Source organism: Sorangium sp. So ce296 (assembly GCF_051529605.1).
Lineage (GTDB): Bacteria > Myxococcota_A > Polyangia > Polyangiales > Polyangiaceae > Sorangium > Sorangium cellulosum_D.
Map to the genome: position 1 here is coordinate 12,178,578 of NZ_CP150325.1, position 21,333 is coordinate 12,199,910.

Consider the following 21,333-nt stretch of genomic DNA (forward strand, 5'->3'; position numbering starts at 1 on the left):
CGCGCCCAGCGGCCTCGGTCCGCGAGGCTCGGCTGGTCCCTGCGCCGCCGCTCGTTTGTACCTGGTGAATGCGGCGACCTCGGTCGTCCTTCGCTCGAATTGCACGGACAGGGATCTTTTTCTGCCGCGCGCATCACGGCCCACAGGGCGATCTCGGCGCAGCGGTGACGTGGGCTGCGCGACGCGCTAGGGCGAGCGCTGCGCGCGTCGTCCGAAGCCCGAGGGTGCGACTTCGTCAGTCTAACTAATTGTTCGTGATGGGGCTCCGTCGCGGGGAGGCCTGGATGGGGCGCATCGTCCCTCGCCGGCGGACCGCGACGTCATCGATGCTCGCCCAGCCACGCCCGAGCGAGCGCGAGCGTGCGGGCGTTCTCGGGCACGTTCTCGAGGAAGCCCGCGCGCCACGCGCGGTTCGCGATCTTCGCGGCGCGGGCCAGCAGCCGATCGCGGCCGAGCGCGACGGCGGCGCGGGCCCCGCCGAGGTCGCCCGACGCCGCGAGCGCCTCGGCGTGCACCAGGTAGACCAGGGACTCGCCCGTCTCGAGGTGGCCACGCGAGGTCACCGCCGCGGAGGCGAGCTCGGCGGCGCGCGCTGCGCTCTCGAGCGCCTCGGCGGCGCGGCCCTGGGCGAGCAGCACGTTCGCGAGCGTCGCGAGCACGCACGGCACGAGCGGGGGGACGTCGGCGAGGAGCTCGCACGCCCGGCGCGCCTCGGCCTCGGCCGCGGCGAGGTCCCCGGCGAGGCGGAAGACCTCGGCCAGGTAGATGTAGGTGCCGCCCTCGAGCCGCCGCTGGCCGGCCGCCACGAAGTGCCGGCGCGCCTCGAGCTCCAGGGCGCGCGCCTCGTCGAGGGCGCCGAGGTGGAGGAGCGCGCGGCCGAGGTTCTCCTTGGCGTGCGCCACCGTGTTCGCGAGCGCCAGGCGCTCGGCGTCGGCCAGGGCGGCGCGGACGGTCGGCCGGTCGCCCCAGTGGAGGTCCTCCAGGACGAGCAGGACCGGCCGGGCGGCGCACTCGGCCCGGGCGAGCTCGACCCACGCCCACTGCATCTGGTCGCCCATGCGCTTCGCGTCCTGCCGCGCCGCCTGGAGCAGCACGCTGTCGTCGTCCGGGAAGGGCGTGCCCACCATCTCGCCGAGGAACTCGGTGACCGGCCGCCGCAGGGGCTCGGGCACGTGCGCCGACACGCGCGCGGCGAGCTTCTGCCGGCGCGCCGCGATCGGCTCGCCGTCGAGCAGCCGCGCCGCGCGCCGGACGATCTGGCCGAGCATGCCGAACGGCGCGCCGACGCGCATCGAGTCGCCGCGCGCGGTCCAGATCTCGACCGGCTCCCCGCGCGCCGCGAGGCGCCGCACGAGCTCGTGGCGCAGGCGCGATTTGCCGACGCCGGCGCCGGCCGTGACCAGCACCGCGCGCGCCTCGGACTCGGCGGCGCACTCGTCGAAGGTCGCCTGCAGGAGGAGCAGCTCGTGCTCCCGTCCCACGCACGTCGTCGGCTTCCCGAGGAGCCGCCGCGCCTCGTCGGCGGGCTCGATCTCGCCGACGAGCACGAGCCCGCCCGCGCCGCGCGAGACCTCGAACCGGTCGCTCAGGAGGGCCGCGGTCATCGGGTCGAGCAGGATCGGCGGCGCGCCGTCGGCCGGGCCCTCGGCGCGGCCCTCGAGCAGCGCGCTGGCGCGGTCGATGACCTGCTCCATGGGCTGCGTCCGCTCGACCTCGTCCCAGCCGGTCGCGAGGGCCACGCGCGCGCCGGGCAGGAGCCCGCGGAGCGTCAGGGCGCAGCGCGCCGCGCTCGTGGCGAGCTCGGTGGGCGAGCCGGCGCCCGGGAGCAGCGCCGCGAGGGAGCCGTCGCCGAGCAGCTCGAGCTGGGCGCCGTGGCGCGTCACGACCTGGCGGAGCGCCTGCGCGGTCAGGGCGAGGGCGTCGAGCGGGGGGGCGCCGCCGAGCGGGGCGGTCCGGTCGGCGGCGGCGAGGCCGCGCCCGATGTCGCCCGCGCCCGCGGCGAGGATCACGCTGGCGACGCGCCGCTCGCGGCCGGTGAGGGCGGCCGACGAGGCGGGCGCGCTCGACGAGGCCGGCCCGGAGGCCCGGGCCTCGAGCGCGCGCAGCGCCTCGACCACGGCGGCGGCGCTGGCGGGCCGCGCGGCGGGCTTCTTGGCGAGCAGCCGCGCGATGAACGCGTCGAGCGCCGCCGGCAGCCCCGGGCAGAGCGAGCTCGGCGGCGGCGCCTCGTCGAACACCACCTTGGCGAGCGTGGCCACGAGCTGCGCGGCGGCGAAGGGCGGCCGGCCCGTCAGGCACGCGAACAGCACGCACCCGAGCGCGTACAGGTCGGCGCGGGCGTCGATCTCCTGCTCGCCGGTGACCTGCTCGGGCGGCATGAACGACGGCGTGCCCAGCGTCTGCCCCTCGCGCGTCAGCGCGTACGTGGCGTCGCGGAGGTGGACGAGGCCGAAGTCGACGATCTTGACCCGATCGAGGTCGCCCTGCGGGAGGAAGAGGTTCTGCGGCTTGATGTCGCGGTGGACGACCCCCTGGCCGTGCGCGGCCTCGAGCCCCTCCGCGACCCTGGCCGCGAGCCGGAGCGCCGCGGCCGGCTCCAGCCGTCCGCGCGCGAGCCGCGCGCCGAGGTCCTCCCCCTCGAGCCACTCCATCACGAGGTACGGCTCGCCGTCCGCCATCACCCCGTGGTCGACGTACCGGACGATATGGGGGTGCTGCAGCGCGGCCAGCGCGCGCGCCTCGCGGGCAAACCGCTTGAGCGCCTCCTCGCTCGGATCCCGGAGGACCTTGATCGCCGCCGGCTCGCCGGTCTCGACGTGCCGCGCGAGGTAGACGGTGCCGAGCGAGCCCGCCCCGGCCCGCCGCTCCACCACGTGATGCGGTCCGACCCGCTGACCCGGTGTCATTCCGACAACAGTATTGCATAAGCGACCCCGCCAAAGGCCGCGGGCGCGCAGGGGGAGCGTGGTGATCGACCCGGAGATCCCGGCGACCGGGCCGCCTCTTCCCGCAAAAATGCCCGCGATCCGCGGCCGTGCAGCGTTTGCCTACATGTAGGGAATTTGGAACCAGGTCGCCGGATGGGGTACGCTGCAAGTTTCGCCGCAAAAAAGTTGTTCGTTCGGCGCGCCATGACGTACCCAGTCGAGCGCGTCCCCGGCCTCAAGGGAATCGGGTGGGCGCCGAGCTCCGAACACGTCGACGGCGCCTCCTCAGCGCCGGAGAGACGGGCATCCGGGCGGGCTCGGCCGTCGGACAGCCACGTCTTTCGAACCATCTAAGGAGGTTTCTGGTGTCAAAGGTAGTCGTCGTCACCTCGGGCAAGGGCGGAGTCGGCAAGACCACCACGACCGCAAACCTCGCGTCCGGTATCGCGGCTCTCGGTTACAAGACGATTGCCATCGATTTCGATGTGGGTTTGCGCAACCTCGACCTCGTGATGGGGTGCGAGCGCCGCGTGGTCTACGATCTGGTCAACGCGATCCGCGGCGAGGCGACGGTCCGCCAGGCGGTGATCAAGGACAAGCGGATCGAGACCCTCTATGTGCTGCCCGCGTCGCAGACGCGGGACAAGGACGCGCTCACGATGGACGGGGTCGGGCGCATCCTGGACGAGCTGCGCGCCGCGGGCTTCGATTACATCTTCTGCGACTCGCCGGCCGGCATCGAGTGGGGCGCCCAGATGGCGATGTATTTCGCGGACGAGGCGATCGTGGTGACGAACCCCGAGGTCTCCTCGGTGCGCGACTCGGACCGCGTGCTCGGCCTGCTCGACGCGAAGACGCGGAGGGCGGAGCTCGGCGAGGAGCCGGTGAAGACGCACCTCCTGCTCACGCGGTACGCGCCGGCGCGCGTGGCGAAGGGCGAGATGCTGGGGCACAAGGACGTGCTGGAGCTGCTCGGCATCCCGCTGCTCGGCGTGATCCCGGAGTCGCAGGCGGTGCTCCAGGCGTCGAACGCCGGGACGCCCGTGGTGCTCGATCCGACGAGCGACGCGGCGCAGGCCTACCTCGACGTGGTCCAGCGCTTCCTCGGCGAGGAGCGGCCGCACCGCTTCCTCGAGCCGGCCAAGAAGGGGTTCTTCAGCCGGATTTTCGGCGGCCAGGCGGCGACCGCCTAGGGGGTTGTGCCATGTCGATCATGGATTATTTCCGGAGGTCGCAGCCGAAGTCGGCGACCGTGGCGAAGGAGCGTCTGCAGATCATCGTGGCGCGCGAGCGCGTGCGTCCGACGGGCGAGCCGGATTATCTGCCGCGGCTCAAGCAGGAGCTGCTCCAGGTGATCTCGAAGTACGAGCGGATCGATCTGGACCAGGTGAGCGTCAACGTGGAGCGGAGCGGCGATTGCGACGTGCTCGAGCTGAACGTGGTGCTCTCCGAGTCGGAGCGCGCCGCAGTGCGCGCCGCCGCGTCCCGCGCGGGCGCCCCGGCCGCGCGGAGCTTCTGACGGGGCGCGCGCGGGGCGCGCCTCGACCCGGTTCCAGCGCTCCACCTGGTCCAGGAGCTGGACCGCCCTGGTCCACCGCGCGGGTGGTGGCCGGATTTGAACATGAAGGCGGGAAGGCGGGAAGAAAAGATCAATGATCTTCCCGCCTTCATGGGAATCGCTCCGGGGCAAATTGGGCCACCACCACCGCGCGGGCGCGTGGCGTCGCGCCACCCGGATCGTTAGGTAGTCTAACGATCGGATTTTCCGCTTCGACGAGGGCCCTCCGCCATCGCGATCTCCCGCGCCCGCTCGGACGCCGCCCGGATCAGCGGCCCGAGGAGCTCCGCCGGCGATCGCTCCTCGGTCCACCCGGGCGGCGCGCCGAGCTGGGTCAGCAGCGCCCCGCGCGACCGCGGCGGCGCCAGCGCCACGTCGAGCGCCGGCGGCGGCTCGCGCCAGGCGTCGAAGTCGCTCGCCTCCATCGGGCCGAGCGTCACCGTCGCCACGGGCGGCTCGTCGGCGGCGCAGGGCGCGCGCTTTCGGCCCGCGCCCCCGCGCGCTCTCCGCCCCGGCGCGGCGCCTCGGGCGGCGCGGAGCGCCTCGATCACCTGCGCGCGCGTGCGACCGCGGAGCTCGAACAGCAGGAACGGGTCCTTGTCGAGGGCCTCCCCGAGCACGTAGTGCGTCGCGGCGACGTGCTTGCAGGGGTTCGCCCAGTCGGGGCACGAGCAGGCCGTGGTGAGGTCCTCCGGCCGCTCCGGGAACAGGCTCGCCCCGGCGCTTCGGAACGCCTCGTCGATCTCCTCCGGCATCCGGCCCGCGAGGAGGTCCGCCGCGAACTTCGCCCGCGCCGCCATGGCCGCGATCGCCTTCGCCCACGTGGCGTCGTCGAGCCGCGCGATCGTGAGGATCACCTTGTACGGCTGCGGCCGCGAGCCGGTCACGCGCGCCGTGACCAGGCCCGGCTTCACCTCGAGATCGTGCGTCCGCCCGGCGCGCGCATACGTGCGCCCGCGCCCGAGGCGGGCCGCGTCGTCCGGCGACATCCGCTCGAGCGCCTCCACCCAGCGCTTGCCCCACCAGGTCGCGCCGGCCCGCTTCATCCGGATGCCCCGCGCCGGCGGCGGCGGTTTCGGCCCGGCCTCCCGGCGGATCAGCGCCCAGCGCGGCGCGCTCATGTCCGCGCCTCGCCCCGGCCGCGCGCCCCTGCTCGCGCGGAGCCCCGCCGCCGGCCCTGCGCAAGCCGCTCTCCCGGCTCGCCCCCCTCCGGCCGCTCGCCGTCCGGCTCCGGCTCGTCGCGGTCGTCCAGCTCGCCCGCGAGCGCCACCGCGTCCCGCGACAGCGCGAACAGCTCGCGCAGCGACGCGTCGTCGAGCTCGGTGATCCACGCCTCGCCGTCGCCCACGACCCGCGCCGCCAGGTCGCGCTTCTGCTCCAGCATCCGGTCGACCTTCTCCTCCACGGTGCCCGCGCAGACGAGCTTGTGCACCTGCACCGCGTTCCGCTGCCCGATCCGGTGCGCGCGGCCCGACGCCTGGTCCTCGACCGCGGGGTTCCACCAGCGATCGAAGTGGAACACGTGGCTCGCCGCCGTCAGGTTGAGCCCCGCGCCGCCGGCCTTGACCGAGAGGACGAACACGCGCGGCCCCCGCGGATCGTCCTGGAACCGCCGCACCATCTCGTCGCGCGCGAGCCGCGGCGTGCCGCCGTGCAGGAAGAGGACCTCGGTGTCGAGCGACGTAGCGAGGTGCCGGACCAGCCGGTCGCCCATCTCGCGGAACTGCGTGAACACGAGCGCGCGATCGCCTTCCGCGAGCGCCTCCTCGAGCATCTCCGTGAGGCGCGCGAGCTTGCCCGACCGGCGCGCGAGCGGCCCCGCCTCCCCGAGGTACTGCGCCGGGTGGTTGCAGATCTGCTTGAGCATCGTCAGGAGCGCGAGCACGAGCCCGCGGCGGGCGATGCCCTCCGCCTCCTCGATGCGGCGCATCGCCTCGTCGAGCGCCGCCTGGTAGAGGGTCACCTGCTCGCGCGTGAGCGCGCAGAAGACCGGCGCCTCGATCTTCGGCGGGAGGTCCGGAACCACGGTAGGATCCGTCTTGACGCGACGCAGCAAGAACGGCCCGACGATGCGCCGGAGCCGCTCGGCGGCCTCGCGGTTGCCGTAGCGCTCGATGGGCACCGCGTAGGTGCGCCGGAACGCCTCGAGCGGGCCGAGCAGGCCGGGGTTCGCGAACTCGAGGATCGACCAGAGCTCGGCGAGGCGGTTCTCGACGGGCGTGCCGGTCAGCGCGACGCGGTGCGGGGCGCGGAGCGCGCGCGCGGCGCGGGCCGTGCGCGAGGCGGCGTTCTTGATGTTCTGCGCCTCGTCCAGCACGACCGCGGCCCAGTCCACGCCGGCGAGCGCCGCGGCGTCGCGGCGGAGGAGGCCGTACGTGGTCACGACGAGCGCGCCGCCCGGGCTGCCGTCGCCCCGCGCGCTCGCCGCCCGCGCCGCGAGCTCCTCGGCGGAGCGGGCCCGCCCCTCGCCGTAGTGCCGCACGAGGGGCAGGGCAGGGGCGAAGCGCGCCGCCTCCCGCTCCCAGTTGCCGACCACCGACGTCGGCGCGACGAGCAGCGCCGGCCGCGCGTCCTCCGGCGCCGCCGCGCGCCGGCCCGAGAGGAACGCGAGCAGCTGGACCGTCTTGCCGAGGCCCATGTCGTCGGCCAGGCAGGCGCCGAGGCCGAGGCTCGCCATCGTCTGCAGCCACGCGACGCCGCGCGCCTGGTACGGGCGCAGCGCCCCGGCGAACCCCGCGGGCGGCGCGGCGGCGCGCTCCGCGCCCGACCGCAGCCGCGCGATCGCCTGCGCGAGCGCCCCCTCGGCGACGACGGGGACCGAGAGGCCGTCGAGCTCGGCCTCGCCCGCGAGCGCGACCTCGAGCGCCTCGCGCGCCGGCAGGCGCCCGCCGCCGGCCTCGAGGCGCCGCTGGATCTCGGCGAGCTCCTCGGGCACCACGACGACCCAGGCCCCGCGGTGCCGGACGAGCGGCGACTTCTGCCGCGCGAGCGCGGCGAGCTCGCGCGCCGAGAGCGGCTCGTCGCCGAGCGCCGCCTCCCACGCGAAGTCGAGCGCCTCGTCGAGGCCGAGCCCAACGCCGCCCGCGACCACGCCGGCCGTGCGGCCCGCCCCGCCGACGCGCAGGCGGAGGCGCAGGCGGCGCTGCCCCGAGGCGAGGAGCTCGCCCGGCACGATCACGCCGAACCCGGCCTCGCCGAGCGCCGGGGCGGCCTGCGCGAGGAAGGCCCACGCCTCCGCGGGCTCGAGCGCCACCTGCTCCGGCCGCGCCTCGCCGAGGGCGCGCGCGATCGGCGCGAACAGCCGCGCGGCGGCGCCGAGGGCGCCGAGGAGCGCCTCCTGCGGGTCGGAGAACGCGCGCCCGAGCGCCTTCAGCGTGCGCCCCCGGGCCTTCCACACGTCGGCGGCGGGCACGAGCAGGCTCGGATCGTCGGTCGCCTGCAGCAGGAAGCGGAGCGCGAAGCCGCGGTCGCCCTCGGGCAGCTCCAGCCGGAAGCAGGCGCGCAGCGCGTCGCAGGCCCCGAGCGCGGGCCGGGCCCAGGCGTCGAGGTCGGCGACGAGCGCGCGCTCGGCGAGCCCCTCGGTGGCGAAGGCGGCCTGCGGGCCCGTCAGGGCGAGGACCAGCCGGTGCTCCCAGGGCGCGTGCGCCGGCCGCGGCGGCGCCTTGGGGCGGTTCGTCGCGCTGCCGCGCGCGAGCGCGTCCGCCACGGCGTCGAGGAACGCGCGCAGCAGGGCCTCCGCGGACCACACCTCCGGGGCGGCGCCCGCGCGGGGGCGCCCGCGGCCTCCGCGGCCATCGGGAGCGGCGGCAGCCTGCGCGCCCGCCGGCACCGCGTGCGCGGCCGGCGGCATGGCGCGGGCGAGCGCCGCGACGCGCGCGGCGTCCTCCGGGGCGGCGAGCGACGCCGCCCAGCGGGCCTCGGCGCGCTCCCCGGCGGCGCTGGCGGGCGCGACGCGGGGCACGACCCGCTCGCGCACCACGAGGTCGAGCGCGAGCTTGCTCGCCAGGCTCCACGCCGCGACCGACGGCGGCGCTCGCCCGAGATCGTCCTGGGCCATGCTGGCGAGGGCGGACACGCCGTCGAGGAGCGGCGCGGCCTCTCCGGTCTTCCTCACGGCGCGCCCCGCCTCGGTGACCACCACCGCCTCCGCCGGGGTCGTCTCGCCGAGCGACCGGGCCGCTAGACCCTCAGGGGCCGAGTCGTCCCAGAGGAAGAAGCGGAGATCGTCGGGCAGGAAGACGAGCGGCATCGACGCGCAGATTCATGGCACACCCGAGCAGGACGAAAAGGGCCTTTGCGCGTCGTGAGGTGGAAAAAGTGGTTGGACGGGCGGGAGCGCCCCGATCCATCACGGGGTGCGGCCCATTCCGAATCGAGTCTGCGAATTGCCAGGATTTGTTTGGAACCTCCGATTCGCACGATCGGAGAACATGTCGTGGAAAAAGAGCGTGGCTCGATGGAATGATCGCCGCGGCGCGCTGAGGTGGGCGCACGACGAGCTCGAGCGGCGGGTCGGCGAGGCGCGCGCGCGTCGTGTGGACCGCGGCGCGCCTCGCTGTCGGTCAGAGCTGCCCGGCGTGCTCGGAGAGATATGCGGCCACACCGGTGGTCGAGGCCGTCATGCCGCGCTCGCCTTTCCGCCATCCGGCCGGGCAGACCTCGCCGTGCTGCTCGTGGAACTGGAGCGCATCGACCAGCCGGATCAGCTCGTCCATGTTGCGCCCGAGCGGCAGATCATTGACGATCGCGGAGCGCACGACGCCGTCCCGGTCGACGAGGAACGCCGCGCGCAGGGCCACGCCGTCCTGGTTCTCGACGCCGTAGGCGCGGCAGATCTCGTGCTTCACGTCGGCCGCCAGGGTGAAGCGGACCGGCCCGATGCCGCCCCGCTCCACCGGGGTCTCGCGCCAGGCGTGGTGCGTGAACGCAGAGTCTATCGAGATCCCGATGACCTCGACGTTGCGCTCGCGGAACGCCTCGATCCGGTGATCGAGCGCGATCAGCTCCGAGGGGCAGACGAAGGTGAAGTCGAGGGGATAGAAGACGAGGAGCCCATATTTCGACTCGACGGCCTCCGAGAAGCGGAACGCGTCGGAGATCGAGCCGTCCGGCAGGACGGCGGCGCAGGAGAAGTCAGGGGCTTTCTTGCCCACCAGCACGGTCATATCCATTCCTTTCACGGACAATCGGCGACAGACGACAGCATCGGAGCGCGGGCGGCCGGCGTGCTGTCCGCGCCGAGGCCCAGGGCGAGCTCGTCCACCGTCTCGCGCGAAAGCGCGGAGGTCTCGAGCCCGCCCGCGTATTGGACGCCCAGGTGGACATCCACGCGCCGCTCGCGCAGCGCGCGGACGGCGGCGTGGTCGAGCGGGAACCGCAGGTATTGCACGGGGCAACAGGGGTCGTCCACGGGGGAGAGCAGCTCGGCGGCGACCCTCCGCTCGCCGAGCATCAGCATCACCACGGCCTGCCCCGCGGCGAGGCCCGCGATCAGGGCCTGACCCGCGAGCGGGGGCCCGCCATGGATCATGAGCGTGGCGGTGAGCTCGCCGGCCCTCGGGATGAGGCGGTCGTGTTCCGCGATCTCCTCCCTGACGCGCTCGGGCCTCACGGGGCGATCGAGCCAGAGGATCTCCTGGATGTGGTAGAGGACCGTCTCGCGCGACTCGAACAGGACCGAGACGTGGAGGCCAACGGTCACGCGGCGCCGGCGCTTCAGCTCGATGATGCGGCCGCGGTACCTCGCGCGCACGAGGTCGTAGGCGTCGGTGGAGAGGAGATCTTCAGGGGCGATGGCAGGGGTCATCGAATCCTCGTCCCGGCTGAGCGCGAGCCCACGAGCCCACGAGCAGGAGCGGAGGCACGATCGGCGGCGGAGAGCGCGTCCCGGCGAGCCGCGCTCGACGGTGCGTCCGAGATAGCACGGGTCCTCCGAGACGCAAATGAAATTCACTTTCATTTTCAGATCGGCCGTGGCGTCCTGGCGGCTCGATCCTCTCGATCGATGAACGTGACCGGCGCTAGAGGGGCCCCTCCACCGCGCAGAACCCGTTGACGCAGCGGTTGGTCGGATCGCAGCAGTCGGCGGCCGTCTCGCACCGCTCCTGAGGTTGCGAGCACTGTCCGTCCGGCGGGGCGTTCGAGCAGACGAGCTCGCCGTCGGCGCCGGGCTGGCAGTACCCGCCGCAGCATTGATCGCCCGTATCGCACGGCGTGCCCTCGGATCGGCACGGATCGAGCACCCAGAACCCGCGCGCGTTGCCCGCGAGCAGCTCCTGCGCGGGCAGGTAGAACGCGGGGTGGCTCGGGTCGGTGCCGGGCGTCGCGCCGAGGTCGATGGCGGCGACCCAGAGCTTCTTGGTCGTGATGTTCGTGACCAGGTCCACCCCCCGGGGATCACTGCAGAACGGCGGGATCGTCGCCGCGTTCCCGTACAGGCGGCGGCTGGTGAACACGACCCAGGCGTAGCCGCCCGACGCGACGGGGTTGACCGTCGGCTCGTAGTTCATGTTGACGTCGTCCTTGTGGCGGCTGTCGATGTCGCCCACCGAAGTCTCGTCTGCGGTGCAGGTCATCACGATCGGCGCGCGCAGGCTCGGCAGGTAGACCGAGCCCGGGCCGTCCCGTCCGTTCAGCAGATCGAGGGGGACGGCCGTGCCGGATCCATCGATGCTCGCCCAGGCGAGATGGGCCTTGGCGCCCCGGCGCGTCCTCAGATCGCCGAAGCCGTCGCCCTCGTTGCCCGGGTCGGTCTGGTGGTGGAACACGACCGATTTGCTGTCGGGGAGGAACGCCGGCCACCCCGGGCGCGTGCCCGCGGGCTCGCCGGTGTCATCGACGATGACCTCGGGATCGGTGAAGTCGCCCGTCGTCGCGTCGAACTTCATCACGAAGAGCTTCCTGCGGGGGTTCGCGCCAGGGCCGGACATCGCGTTGAACACGACGTGTGTGCCGTCCGGCGAGAACGCCGGCGTCCCGAGCTCGTAGGCCACCTCGTCGAGCCCGGAGGTCGGGCGGGGCGTGGAGCTCGGCAGCGAGAGGAGCTCGCCCGCCTGGGTGAGCGCGATCGACCCGTCCGGAGAGATCGCAGCGAAGGGCGCGGCAGTCGAGAGGGCGTGCTCGGTGGCGCCCGCGGGGGTCAGATCGTAGGCAGCGCTCAGGCCGTAGGAGTCGAGCCCGTTCTGGACCAAGAGCCGTGATCCGTTGGCCGAGACGGAGTGACAGACCCGGCACTGGCTGTTGCCGCCGTTCCCCCCGGCGACGAGCTGGGGCGCGGTGTCTCCCGCCCGGATCGACAGCACGGCCCCGCCGAACCGGCCATTGCCGCCCACGGCCCCGTCGTCGTTCTCCGCCAGGCGGGTGCCGTACGAGTTGTAGTAGATGATCCCCGACAGCCGGGCGGGGGCGACGGTCCAGGTCTGGGAGATCGGCCCGTACGCCCGTCCCTCGCGCGCGACGGTGAGGCTCACGGTGAGCCGGTCCGGCGAGCCGTCGGGCGTCGGCCCTCCGGCGCTGTCGGTGGCCATGGTCCAGACGTCCTGGGGGATCGGGTGCCGGATGAACGGCCGGCCGGTGGTGGACAGGATCTCGGGCCGCCCGAACGTCCCTTTCCACGAGAACGAGCCGCTCGTGGTCCTGAGCTCGATCTGGATCGCGTCGGCGTCTCCGGGCGCCCACTGCCACATCAGGAGCGGCGCGAGCAGGCCTCGAGGCCACACCGTGCCGTCGTACGGGTAAAGGAACTTGAGCTGCTCCGCCCCGCCGTCGCTGGCGGGATGCTCCAAGGCGTCGAGGGTGGCCGTGCTCGTGACCGCCACGCCGAGGCCCTCGCCGCCGACCCCGCCGACGCCGCCGCCGAGCGTGAGCTGCGTCGGATCCGTGGCGATCTGCTGCGCCTGGGCCGGAACGGCCGCGTCCGCGCCGTTCTGCGCGGCGGTCAGCTGGATCAAGACGTTGCGCTCGACCGTCTCGCCGTTCAAGCCGGCCCGCACGGTGACGAGGCCGCCCATGGTCCCCCTGGGGGTGAACGTCGCCATGCTCGCGGGACCCGCGCTGATGGCCCCGAGCTCGCCGCGGTCGACCGACCATCCGACGTTGATGGGCGCGTCCATCCGCATCGCCGTGTAGCTCACGGAAGGCGGTGTCTGCCCCGCCGCGACGGCGATCGTCTGGAGGTCGCTCGGCTCGACCGTGAACCCGAGCGGGACGCTGCCCCCGCCGCCTCCGACACCCGGGCCCGTGGGGTTGAAGTCGTCGCCCGACGAGCTGGAGCTGTCGCCTCCACCCGTCGTGGTGCCCCCGCCGCCAGACGCTGCGGACGTCTCGGTGCCTGGGCCTTGCGCCGAGCACGCAGCGAGGGCAACCCCGAGGCTGAGCGCTACCACCAGCGTGCTCCACGATTGAAGACGACTTCCCATGTAGAAATGGATCTTACATGAACGTGACAACGGGGTTCAATCCGGATTCCGGTGCGACACCCGTGTTCCACGGATGAAACGTGCTCGCAATGTTGACGTCGCGCCGAGGATTGCCCGCCGCTCCGGCCACGGAGGCCCTCGCCCTCGCGCGTCGCGCTCGTTCGGCCTGACCGGCCGGGTGACGCGGCGGCTCCCGATACCCCCTCGTGGACGGGATGGGGGTGGTATGCTCGCCCGCGTCGAGCGCGCGGCGGGGTGCCGCGCCGGGAGGTCGATTCATGTCATCTGTGCGGGGCTTCACCCTCGATCCGGCCCGGATCGAGCACGTTGGGCAGGGGCTGGTCCGGCCGGAGTGCGTCATCGCCGAGGCGGACGGCACGCTCTGGACCTCGGACGCCCGCGGCATCGCGACGCGCATCGATCCCGACGGCAGGCAGGCGACCCTCGGCCCGGACGTGGGCGAGCCGAACGGCATGGCGATGGACCGGCAGGGCAACCTCATCGTCGCCGCCCTGTCCGGCGGCAAGGTCTACAAGCTCCACCGCGACGGCCGGTCCGAGGTCCTCCTCGACTCCATCGACGGCCTGCCCCTCGGGGCCGTGAACTTCTGCTTCGTCGACTCGCGCGACCGCCTCTGGATCTCCGTCTTGACACGGCAGCTCCCGTGGTGGCTCGCCGTCGCGGGCAACATCCGCGACGGGTACATCGTTCTCGTCGACGAGAAGGGCCCGCGCATCGTGGCCGACAACCTCAGCATGACGAACGAGGTGCGCCTCGACGCCGACGAGAAGTTCCTTTACGCCGTCGAGACCATCCCCGGCCGTCTGCTCCGCTTCCCGGTGCGGGACGACGGCAGCCTCGGCGATCCCGAGCAGTTCGGCCCCGACAACCTCGGCATCGGCGGGTACATGGACGGCTTCGCCTTCGACGCCGAGGGCAACATCTGGGTGGCGGCGGTCTGCCGCAACGGCCTCTCGGTGATCTTCCCCGACGGCAGCCACCAGACCGTCTTCGAGGACCCGCGCCCCGAGGTCCTGGAGGCGATGACCCTCAAGCAGAAGAGCGGCACCATCGAGCCGATGGATCTCGGCGCCTGCGCCGGGGACACCGTGCAGCTGCCCACGAGCATCACGTTCGGCGGGCCCGATCTCCGCACGTGCTACATGGGGTCGCTGGCCATGCCGCGGCTCCTCACGTTCCGCGCGCCCGTCGCGGGGCTGCCGCTCGCGCACCTGCGGTAATCGAAAAGGTGGGCTCAGGGCGGCCCCGGAGCGCGGCCTATGCCTGCCGCTCCGGGACGTCGCTGCCCTTCTTGTCGGGTACGAGATAGATGCCCGGCAGGCTTATCAGGGTCATGGCGAATTTCGTCGCGAGATTGATGGCGAAGATCTGCCAGATCACGTCGAACGGCAGTACGAAGGCGAAGGCGCCGAAGCAAAACACCAGGTTGTCGACCGGAACGCTGACGGAGTTGCTCGCGAGGACCGCGAGCCACTGGCGCCTGGGTCCGGACTTTCTCAGATAGGCCTCGCGCACCCGATGGAAGATCTCGGTGTCCAGCAGCTCGCTCACGATCTCCGCGACGATGCTCGCGAGCACGATTCGCCACACCGGGCTCAGGATGGCCGAGTACTGCTCGCCGAGACCCCAGGACGGGTCGGACGGCGCTCGTGCGGCCCAAAGGAGATAGAGGGCCATCAGGAGATTGGCCCCGCCGGCGCAAAAAATCAGCGTCTGGGCGCCGCGCTTGCCGATGGTCTTGTGGACCATATCCCGCAAGGTGAAGGTAAGGGGATAGATGAAGGTCCCCATATCGACGGCCAGCGAGAAGACGACGCCGATCTTGAGGCTCGCGATCTGGCTGATGAGCTGTGCCGCGATATAGAACGAGATGACGATGATGGCCGCCGGTCCGACGGCGCCCGCCAGGTCTCGGCTCGCCCTCTCGGACGGCGATCCGGGCATGAGGCTCGCCTCGTGAAACGAGAGCTCCTCGGAAGCGGCGCGCGCCTCGGCGGGGTCGACCGATCGGAGAGGGGAAGGTTTCGGCACGGGTCCGACCCATTCTCCGCCTTCTCCCCACAGATTTCCAGGTTCAATTCGACGATGACATTGCCAAGGAGCCACCTCATGCCTCGACTCCACCTCGTCACCACCGGCGGCACCATCGCCAGCCGCGTCGATCCGCAGACGGGCGCCGCCGTGCCCGCCGTCCGCGCGGAGGAGCTCGTCGCCGGCGTGCCGGCGCTCGGGCGCGTCGCCGAGATCGCGGTCACCGAGCTCTGCCTCGAGAGCAGCTGGAACCTCGGCCCGGACAGGATCGCGGAGGTCGCGCGCGCCGCGCGCGCTCTGCAGGCCGATCCCGAGGTGGCCGGCGTCGTCGTCACCCACGGCACCGACACGCTGGAGGAGACCGCGTTCGGGCTGGATCTGCTGCTCGACGGCGACACCCCGGTGGTGCTCACCGGCGCGATGCGCGACGCGAGCACGGCGGGCGCCGACGGCCCGCGCAACCTGGTCTCGGCGGCGCGGGTCGCGGTCGCGCCGGCGGCGCGGGGGCTCGGGGTGCTCGTCGCGATGAACGACGAGATCCACGCCGCCCGGTGGGTGATGAAGACCCATACGACCGCGCTCGGCACCTTCGCCTCGCCGGGCGCGGGGCCGCTCGGCGAGGTCGACGGCGAGGGCGTCCGCGTCTTCGCGCGCCCGGCGAGGACGCCACAGCTCCCGCTCGCGTCGCCCGAGCCGCGGGTCTACCTCGTCAAGATGGCGTCGGGGATGGACGACCTCCTCCTGCGCGCGCTCCTCGACGCCCGGGCGCGCGGGGTCGTGATCGAGGGCTCGGGCGCGGGGAACGTCTGCGGGAGCTGGGAAGGGGCGATCGCGGCGCTGGTGCAGGCCGACATCCCGGTGGTGCTGAGCTCGCGCTGCCCCGGCGGCCGGGTCACGCCGACGTACGGCGCGCCCGGCGGCGGGCGGCGGCTGCAGGGCCTCGGGGTGATCGCCGCGGGCGCGCTCTCGGGGCCCAAGGCGCGGCTGGCGCTGATGTTCGCGCTGGGGGCGGGCCTCGACGCGGCGGGGCTACGCGCTTATTTCGATCGCTTTGCCGGGTGAGCCCTCGCTCCGCGCGCCCGGCTGCGGGCCGCGCCGCTCGTCGCCCTTCGCCTGCGCCCTCTGCTTGAGCTTCTCCTCGACCCGCGTGCCCTTGAAGAAGCTCGCGTTGGCCTCGGTGTAGAGCTTGTACGGGTTCTCGAAGACGTACGCCTTGAAGTCCTCGGCGCTGATGACGCCCTCTTCCACGAGGTTCCAGCTCTCGGCGAGCGCCTCGGTGAGGTCGGGGACGTCCCAGTGGCCGACGTCCGAGGAGTAGATGGCGTTGATCTTCGCGCCGAGCGGGTTCGCCTTGTCGTTGAACGCGGCCGCGATGGTGCGGTCGTCCGACTCGGACCCGAAGAAGAAGTTGTTCACCCAGCGATCGCGGATGTCCTCGATCTTCTCGATGCCCGCGGCCGCGAAGTCGTTGCGGTGCTCCGGCGCGGGCTGGCGCGCGTCGCTCGTGTACCCGACCCCGAGCGTGTCGGCGATCAGCTGCTCGCCCTCGATGGAGCGCCCCTTCACGAGATCCGCGCCGTAGCGCCGGAACAGCTCGGTGAGGAGCGCGCGGTCGGTCGCCGCCGGGTCGTAGTGCTTGAGGCCCTCGGGCCCGCGCTTCTGGAACCGATCGACGAGGTGGATGTAGACCCGCGCGCCCCAGTCCGCCCCGCCCTCGAGCATGCCGATGCGCAGCCCCGGGAAGCGGCGGGTGACGCCGCCGAAGAACAGCGCCTTGGCGAACGCCTCCGAGCCGTCGGCGAAGTGGCCGATGTGGTTGTTCATGTAGTTGCTGATCGACGAGCGCCCGGTCCAGCCCTGGCTGCCATAGTGGGTGAGCACGGGCACGCCGAGCTCGACCACCTTCGCCCAGAAAGGATCGTAGTCGTGCTCGCTGTCGATGCCGTAGAAGTCGATGTAGGTCGCGTACTTCGCGATCTCCGGGTGCTGGTCCGGCGGGTACTTCTCCGCGATCGCCTTGATCGGGCGGCGGACGCCGCCGGAGATGTTGATCGCCTTGAGGCCGAGCTTCTTGACGGCGAACTCCAGCTCTTCGATGCCCTCCTCGGGCGTGTTCAGCGGGATGCCGGCCACCGGGGTGAGGCGGTCGCTGTACTTGCGAAATAGATCCGCGTGGTAGTGGTTGATCGCGCGCGTCAGCGCCTGCCGCGCGGCCCGGTCCTTCACGGCGAGCGGCGCGAGGGTGTTGTTCGGGAACAGCACCGAGTAGTCGGAGCCCTGCTCCTCCAGCCGCTCGGCGAGCAGCGACGGGAGGTGGTACGTGGCCACGTCCAGCGTGTTGCGCGTCACCCGCGCCCACCACGGGGAGCGGACCGTGCGGTGATGCTGCCGCTCCTCGGGCGTCTGGGTGTACCAGTCCTTGCCGCTGCTGTTCTCGGCGTTCCGCCGGCGTGAGCTCAGCGCCTTGCGCAGATCGTCCACGAGCTTGGCGCCGCCGTACGTGGCGACGAAATCCTCGAGCGCCGGCGAGTAATCGTTGGTGTGGATGTCCGTGTCGATGACGGGGTAATCGAGCTTTTCCTTGACCGCCACGGAGGGCGAGGCCTTGAGACGAGCAATACGGTCGGTCATGAAGACTCCCGAGAAGGAGAGGGGCGCGCCGAGGTCGCCGGTGAAAGGTCGATGGCCGTGTTGGCGCGCCGCTCGCTGCAACGCGCGTGCCCCGAGGCCGGCGCCACGCATCGCCCTTGTCCGACCGAGATTTTCGGCGCCCCTCCGGCGCGCTCGCCCCGCGCGCTGCTCGGATCCGAGCAGCGGTTCAGCGCGTCTGCTTCCTCAGCAGCAGTCCTTCGTCAGCCGCGGTCACCCGCGCCCGGGCTCCGGCGGCGAGCCCGTCCGTCCCGCGCGCTACGCTCGACCGAACAGCGCGAGGCACTCCGCGTCGCGGACGCCGCCCAGGAGGTCGACGGGAGCGCCGGAATGCTCGTTCATCCACCGGGCCGGGACGGTGAGCTCGCGCTGCGCGCCGCCGGTCGCCGCCGTGACCTCCGCCATCGTGCAGCCGAAGACGACGCGGCTGATCCGGGCGAGCCAGGCCGCGGTGAAGCACATCGGGCACGGCTCCACCGTCGTGTAGAGGGTGTATCCTTGCAAGTCGGGCCCGACGGCCGCGCAGGCGCGGCGGACGGCGCCCACCTCGGCGTGGTACGTGAAGTCACGCTGGCCGTTCACCTCGTCGGTCGCCTCGGCCACGATCGTGCCGTCCGGGGCGACCACCAGCGCGCCGAACGGCGGCTCGCCGGCGCGCTGCGCGCCGCGCGCGAGCTCCAGCGCCTGCCCCATGAGCTCGTCGTCGCGGGTCATCGGACGAACCTCGGGTCGAGCAGCGCCTCGGGCGCCGGCGCCTTCTTGACGAGCTTCGACTGGACGGTGAAGTCGACGACCGACTTCACCGAGGCATAGGCGGGGCCGGCCTTGTCCGCCGCGCCGAAGAGCTGCTTGTTGTCGGCCAGGTCGTAGATCTTGTCGCCGCTCAGCATGCCCTTCACGTCCTCGGGCGACGCGTTCAAGTACTTGCCGATGATGGGGTGGGCCTTGTCCGGCTCGCTGCGCAGCGTCTTGACCCCCTGATCGATGGCGCCGAGCAGGCGCGTGTAGGCGTCGCCCCCGGAGGCGAGCTTCGACCGCTGCACGGCCACCGAGTTCGTGATCGTGTCGGGCATGCTGGCGCTCGAGAAGATCACGTGGCCTCCGTTCTTGGTGGCCTTGGTGATCCACGGCTCCCAGGTGACCGCGGCGTCCACCTTCCCGGCGACGAACGCGGCGCCCGCGTCGTCGGCGCTCATGCTCGTGATCTTCACGTCGCCGGGGCTGATACCGCTCTTCTCGAGGCCGAAGAGGAACAGCATGTGGTTGACCTCGCCGAGCGTGAGGGCGACCGTCTTGCCCTTGAGATCGGCCATGGTCTTGACGCTCTCCTTCGCCACCACGGCGTCCGCCCCGTTCGAGCTGTCGACAAGGGCGATGGCCACGACGTCCGACTCGCTGTTGCCGTGCAAGACCGCCAGGTTCTGCAGGGTGGTGAGGCCGACGTCGAGCTGCCCCGCGGCCAGCGCCGCGAGCGTGTCCCCGGGGTTCGAGAACGGCTTGAGCTCCACGGTCAGCCCGGCCTTCTTGAACAGCTCGAGCTCGTTCGCGAGGAAGACGCCCGAGTAGCCGATCCACAGGTCGTGACCGACGGTGAGCTTCACGGGCGCCGCGGCCGGCGGCGCGGCGGCCCCGGCGCCCGCGCTAGGGCCCGCGGCGGCGCCCGGCGCGCTCGGCGCCGCGTCCTTGTTCGAGCAGCCCACGGACAGGACGAGGCAGGCGAGCGCCGCCCCGAGCTCTTGCAAGACGGTCCTTCGTTTCATGGTCCCCCTTCTCCCGAGTTCGATTGCGTGTTGGTGAGCCCGAACAGCAGGCGATCGCGCTGCGTCTCGAACCGATCGCGCCCGCGCAGCAGCGCCAGGATCTCGCGCTTCTGGTGCAGGAACGCCTCGTCGAGCTTGAGCGCCGACGAGCGCGCCGCCCGCGCGAACGTCACGTCGAGGGTGGCGAGGACGCGCCCCGGCCGCTCCGAGAAGACGGCGACGCGATCGGACAGGAGCAGGGCCTCGTCCACGTCGTGCGTGACGAACAGCGTGGTGATGCGGTGGTGCTGGATGAGGTGGAGCACGAGCTCCTGCATCTGCTCGCGCGTCTGGGCGTCGAGCGCGCCGAACGGCTCGTCCATCAGCAGCACCTCGGGCTTGCCGACGAGCGCCCGCGCGAGGGCGGCGCGCTGCTGCATGCCGCCGCTCAGCTCCGCGGGGTAGCTGTCGCGGAAGTCCCAGAGCCCGACGAGGCGCAGTAGGCTCTCGACCCGCGCCGCCCCCCGATCGCGGTCGCCCCCGGCCGCGCGGCCGCGGTGGTGCGCGAGCGTCAGCGGGAAGCGGACGTTCTCGCGGACGCTGAGCCAGGGGAACAGCGTCTGCTGCTGGAACATGAGGCCGATCTCGGCGCCGGGGCCGAGGACGCGCTCGCCGTCGAGCTCGACGGCGCCGGAGGTCGCCGGCTCGAGGCCGGCGACGATGTGCAAGAGCGTCGATTTGCCGCACCCGGAGGGGCCCACCAGGCTGATGAACTCGCCCTCGCGGACGGCCATGTCGAGCGGCACGAGGGCGTCCGTCTCGCCGCGGCGGCCGGAGTACGTCTTGCTGACGCCGCGCAGCGACAGCTTCATGCCCCGGCGCCTCTCGTCCAGCGGAAGAGGCGGCGAGAGGCCGCGCGGAACACCCAGTCGAGCCCGAGGCCGAGGAGCCCCAGCACCAGGAGGTAAGCGTAGATGCTCGGCGTCTGGATGAAGCGGTAGAAGCGCAGGATGCGAAAGCCGAGGCCCTCGGTCGCCGCCACGAGCTCCGCGACGACGACGTAGCTCCACGCCCAGCCGTTGCACATGCGCAGCGCGCTCCAGATCCCCGGGAGGGCGGCCGGGGCGAGGACGCGCCAGACGATCTCGCGCCGGTTCGCGCCGAGGCTCTGGCTGACGTGGAGCAGGTGCGCCGGGACCCGCCGCACCTCGTCCGCGGTCATGAGCAGCAGCTGAAAGAAGGTCCCCAGGAACACGAGGAGGACCTTCGCGCCCTCGCCGATGCCCGCCGCGATCATGACGAGCGGGATGAGCGCCGGGACCGGGACGTAGCGGAGAAACTCGGCCGGCGGCTCGAGCAGCGCGGCGATCGACCGGAACGCGCCGGCGAGCACGCCGAGGGGGACGGCGAGGAGCGCGGCGGCGGCGAACCCGGCCGTGACGCGCAGGAAGCTGTGCTGGACGTCGACCCAGAACTCCCTGGCGGCGAGCGCGTCGGCCGTGGCGCGCCCGATGCTCGCGAGGGTGGGGACGACGGCGGCGCTCGCCCCGTCGCGATCCGGGAGCCAGGCGTAGAGCGCGATCATCGAGAGGAAGCTCGCCGCCGCGAGCGCGAGGCGAGCCCGGCCCGGGAGCGCGCGCCCGAGCGCGAGCCAGCGGGGGGGCGCCTGTCCGCACTGGCGCGACGGCGCGCGCAGCTTCGGGTCGACAAGCATCCTCGTGAAGGCCTCCGTGCCTCCCATCGTGACGTTCTTTCGAGGCAGAGCGAGCCCAGACGAGAGGCGATTCGGCCCCGAAGACGAGCTCTGGTCCGCGCCTGTTCTCCAGGCGATCAACCGACCTTCCAAACGACCTTCGTGAGGACGATCCTGAAGCGATGTCACCAGCCCGGCGGCAGACCGTCAAGTGAGATCTGGCGCTCGGGGCGCGCGCCCCGGGTCGCGCACGATGGGTGGAGGTGCGAGGAGAGGCGTTGAGCGCCACGGCAGGCGC

At 72.6% G+C, this 21,333-nt stretch carries 16 protein-coding genes; 4 read left to right on the plus strand and 12 right to left on the minus strand.

All coding sequences use genetic code 11. From position 1 onward, the window contains the following. Positions 1-320: 320 nt before the first annotated feature. The gene (locus tag WME98_RS44935) at positions 321-2,906 is read right to left on the minus strand and encodes a protein kinase domain-containing protein (RefSeq protein ID WP_437947752.1); all 2,586 of its coding nucleotides are present in this window, start codon (positions 2,904-2,906) and stop codon (positions 321-323) included. 386 nt (positions 2,907-3,292) lie between these two features. On the opposite strand from WME98_RS44935, the gene minD reads away from it, so the two are divergent. Next, positions 3,293-4,120, plus strand: coding sequence for a septum site-determining protein MinD (minD, locus tag WME98_RS44940; RefSeq protein ID WP_020736015.1), 828 nt, complete (start codon positions 3,293-3,295; stop codon positions 4,118-4,120). Between the two features lie 11 nt (positions 4,121-4,131). Beyond that, positions 4,132-4,446: a cell division topological specificity factor MinE gene (gene minE, locus WME98_RS44945; RefSeq protein ID WP_020736016.1), complete on the plus strand. Its 315-nt coding sequence runs from the start codon at positions 4,132-4,134 to the stop codon at positions 4,444-4,446. A 230-nt stretch (positions 4,447-4,676) separates the two neighbouring features. On the opposite strand, the gene WME98_RS44950 is transcribed toward minE, so the two are convergent. The 5 genes from WME98_RS44950 to WME98_RS44970 all read right to left on the minus strand — a co-directional run bounded on the left by WME98_RS44950 (position 4,677) and on the right by WME98_RS44970 (position 12,869). Then, entirely contained in the window at positions 4,677-5,606 is a 930-nt protein-coding gene (locus tag WME98_RS44950) for an SWIM zinc finger family protein (protein WP_437947753.1), read from the minus strand. Next, positions 5,603-8,734 (minus strand): DEAD/DEAH box helicase, encoded by a 3,132-nt coding sequence (locus WME98_RS44955; protein WP_437947754.1) that lies wholly within the window; start codon positions 8,732-8,734, stop codon positions 5,603-5,605. Before WME98_RS44955 ends, WME98_RS44950 begins: the two co-directional genes overlap by 4 nt. A gap of 313 nt (positions 8,735-9,047) precedes the next feature. Continuing rightward, entirely contained in the window at positions 9,048-9,650 is a 603-nt protein-coding gene (locus WME98_RS44960; RefSeq protein ID WP_061624557.1) for a peroxiredoxin, read from the minus strand. 11 nt (positions 9,651-9,661) lie between these two features. After that, positions 9,662-10,291, minus strand: a complete 630-nt coding sequence (locus tag WME98_RS44965; RefSeq protein WP_437947755.1) for a DUF3501 family protein — start codon at positions 10,289-10,291, stop codon at positions 9,662-9,664. Positions 10,292-10,505: 214 nt separating this feature from the next. Then, positions 10,506-12,869 (minus strand): hypothetical protein, encoded by a 2,364-nt coding sequence (locus WME98_RS44970; protein WP_437947756.1) that lies wholly within the window; start codon positions 12,867-12,869, stop codon positions 10,506-10,508. A 311-nt stretch (positions 12,870-13,180) separates the two neighbouring features. Here WME98_RS44970 and WME98_RS44975 point away from each other — a divergent pair, with 311 nt between their 5' ends. After that, a complete protein-coding gene (locus tag WME98_RS44975) occupies positions 13,181-14,143 on the plus strand; it encodes an SMP-30/gluconolactonase/LRE family protein (protein ID WP_437338676.1) in 963 nt (320 codons plus the stop codon). Positions 14,144-14,180: 37 nt separating this feature from the next. Here the strand turns inward: WME98_RS44975 and WME98_RS44980 are convergent, their stop codons facing one another. Beyond that, entirely contained in the window at positions 14,181-14,954 is a 774-nt protein-coding gene (locus WME98_RS44980; protein WP_437947757.1) for a queuosine precursor transporter, read from the minus strand. A 78-nt stretch (positions 14,955-15,032) separates the two neighbouring features. On the opposite strand from WME98_RS44980, the gene WME98_RS44985 reads away from it, so the two are divergent. Beyond that, a complete protein-coding gene (locus WME98_RS44985) occupies positions 15,033-16,016 on the plus strand; it encodes an asparaginase (protein WP_437947758.1) in 984 nt (327 codons plus the stop codon). On the opposite strand, the gene WME98_RS44990 is transcribed toward WME98_RS44985, so the two are convergent. The 5 genes from WME98_RS44990 to WME98_RS45010 all read right to left on the minus strand — a co-directional run bounded on the left by WME98_RS44990 (position 15,984) and on the right by WME98_RS45010 (position 21,083). Next, positions 15,984-17,585, minus strand: coding sequence for an amidohydrolase family protein (locus WME98_RS44990; protein WP_437947759.1), 1,602 nt, complete (start codon positions 17,583-17,585; stop codon positions 15,984-15,986). The two genes, WME98_RS44985 and WME98_RS44990, sit on opposite strands and share 33 nt — an antisense overlap. A gap of 276 nt (positions 17,586-17,861) precedes the next feature. Continuing rightward, complete coding sequence (locus tag WME98_RS44995) at positions 17,862-18,317, minus strand: nucleoside deaminase (protein ID WP_437947760.1); 456 nt, start codon at positions 18,315-18,317, stop codon at positions 17,862-17,864. Then, a complete protein-coding gene (locus tag WME98_RS45000) occupies positions 18,314-19,363 on the minus strand; it encodes an ABC transporter substrate-binding protein (protein ID WP_437947761.1) in 1,050 nt (349 codons plus the stop codon). Before WME98_RS45000 ends, WME98_RS44995 begins: the two co-directional genes overlap by 4 nt. Next, positions 19,360-20,214 carry an ABC transporter ATP-binding protein gene (locus tag WME98_RS45005; RefSeq protein WP_437947762.1) on the minus strand — a complete coding sequence of 285 codons (855 nt, stop codon included), beginning with the start codon at positions 20,212-20,214 and terminating at the stop codon, positions 19,360-19,362. Before WME98_RS45005 ends, WME98_RS45000 begins: the two co-directional genes overlap by 4 nt. Further along, positions 20,211-21,083, minus strand: coding sequence for an ABC transporter permease (locus WME98_RS45010; RefSeq protein WP_437947763.1), 873 nt, complete (start codon positions 21,081-21,083; stop codon positions 20,211-20,213). Before WME98_RS45010 ends, WME98_RS45005 begins: the two co-directional genes overlap by 4 nt. Between the last annotated feature and the right edge of the window lie 250 nt (positions 21,084-21,333).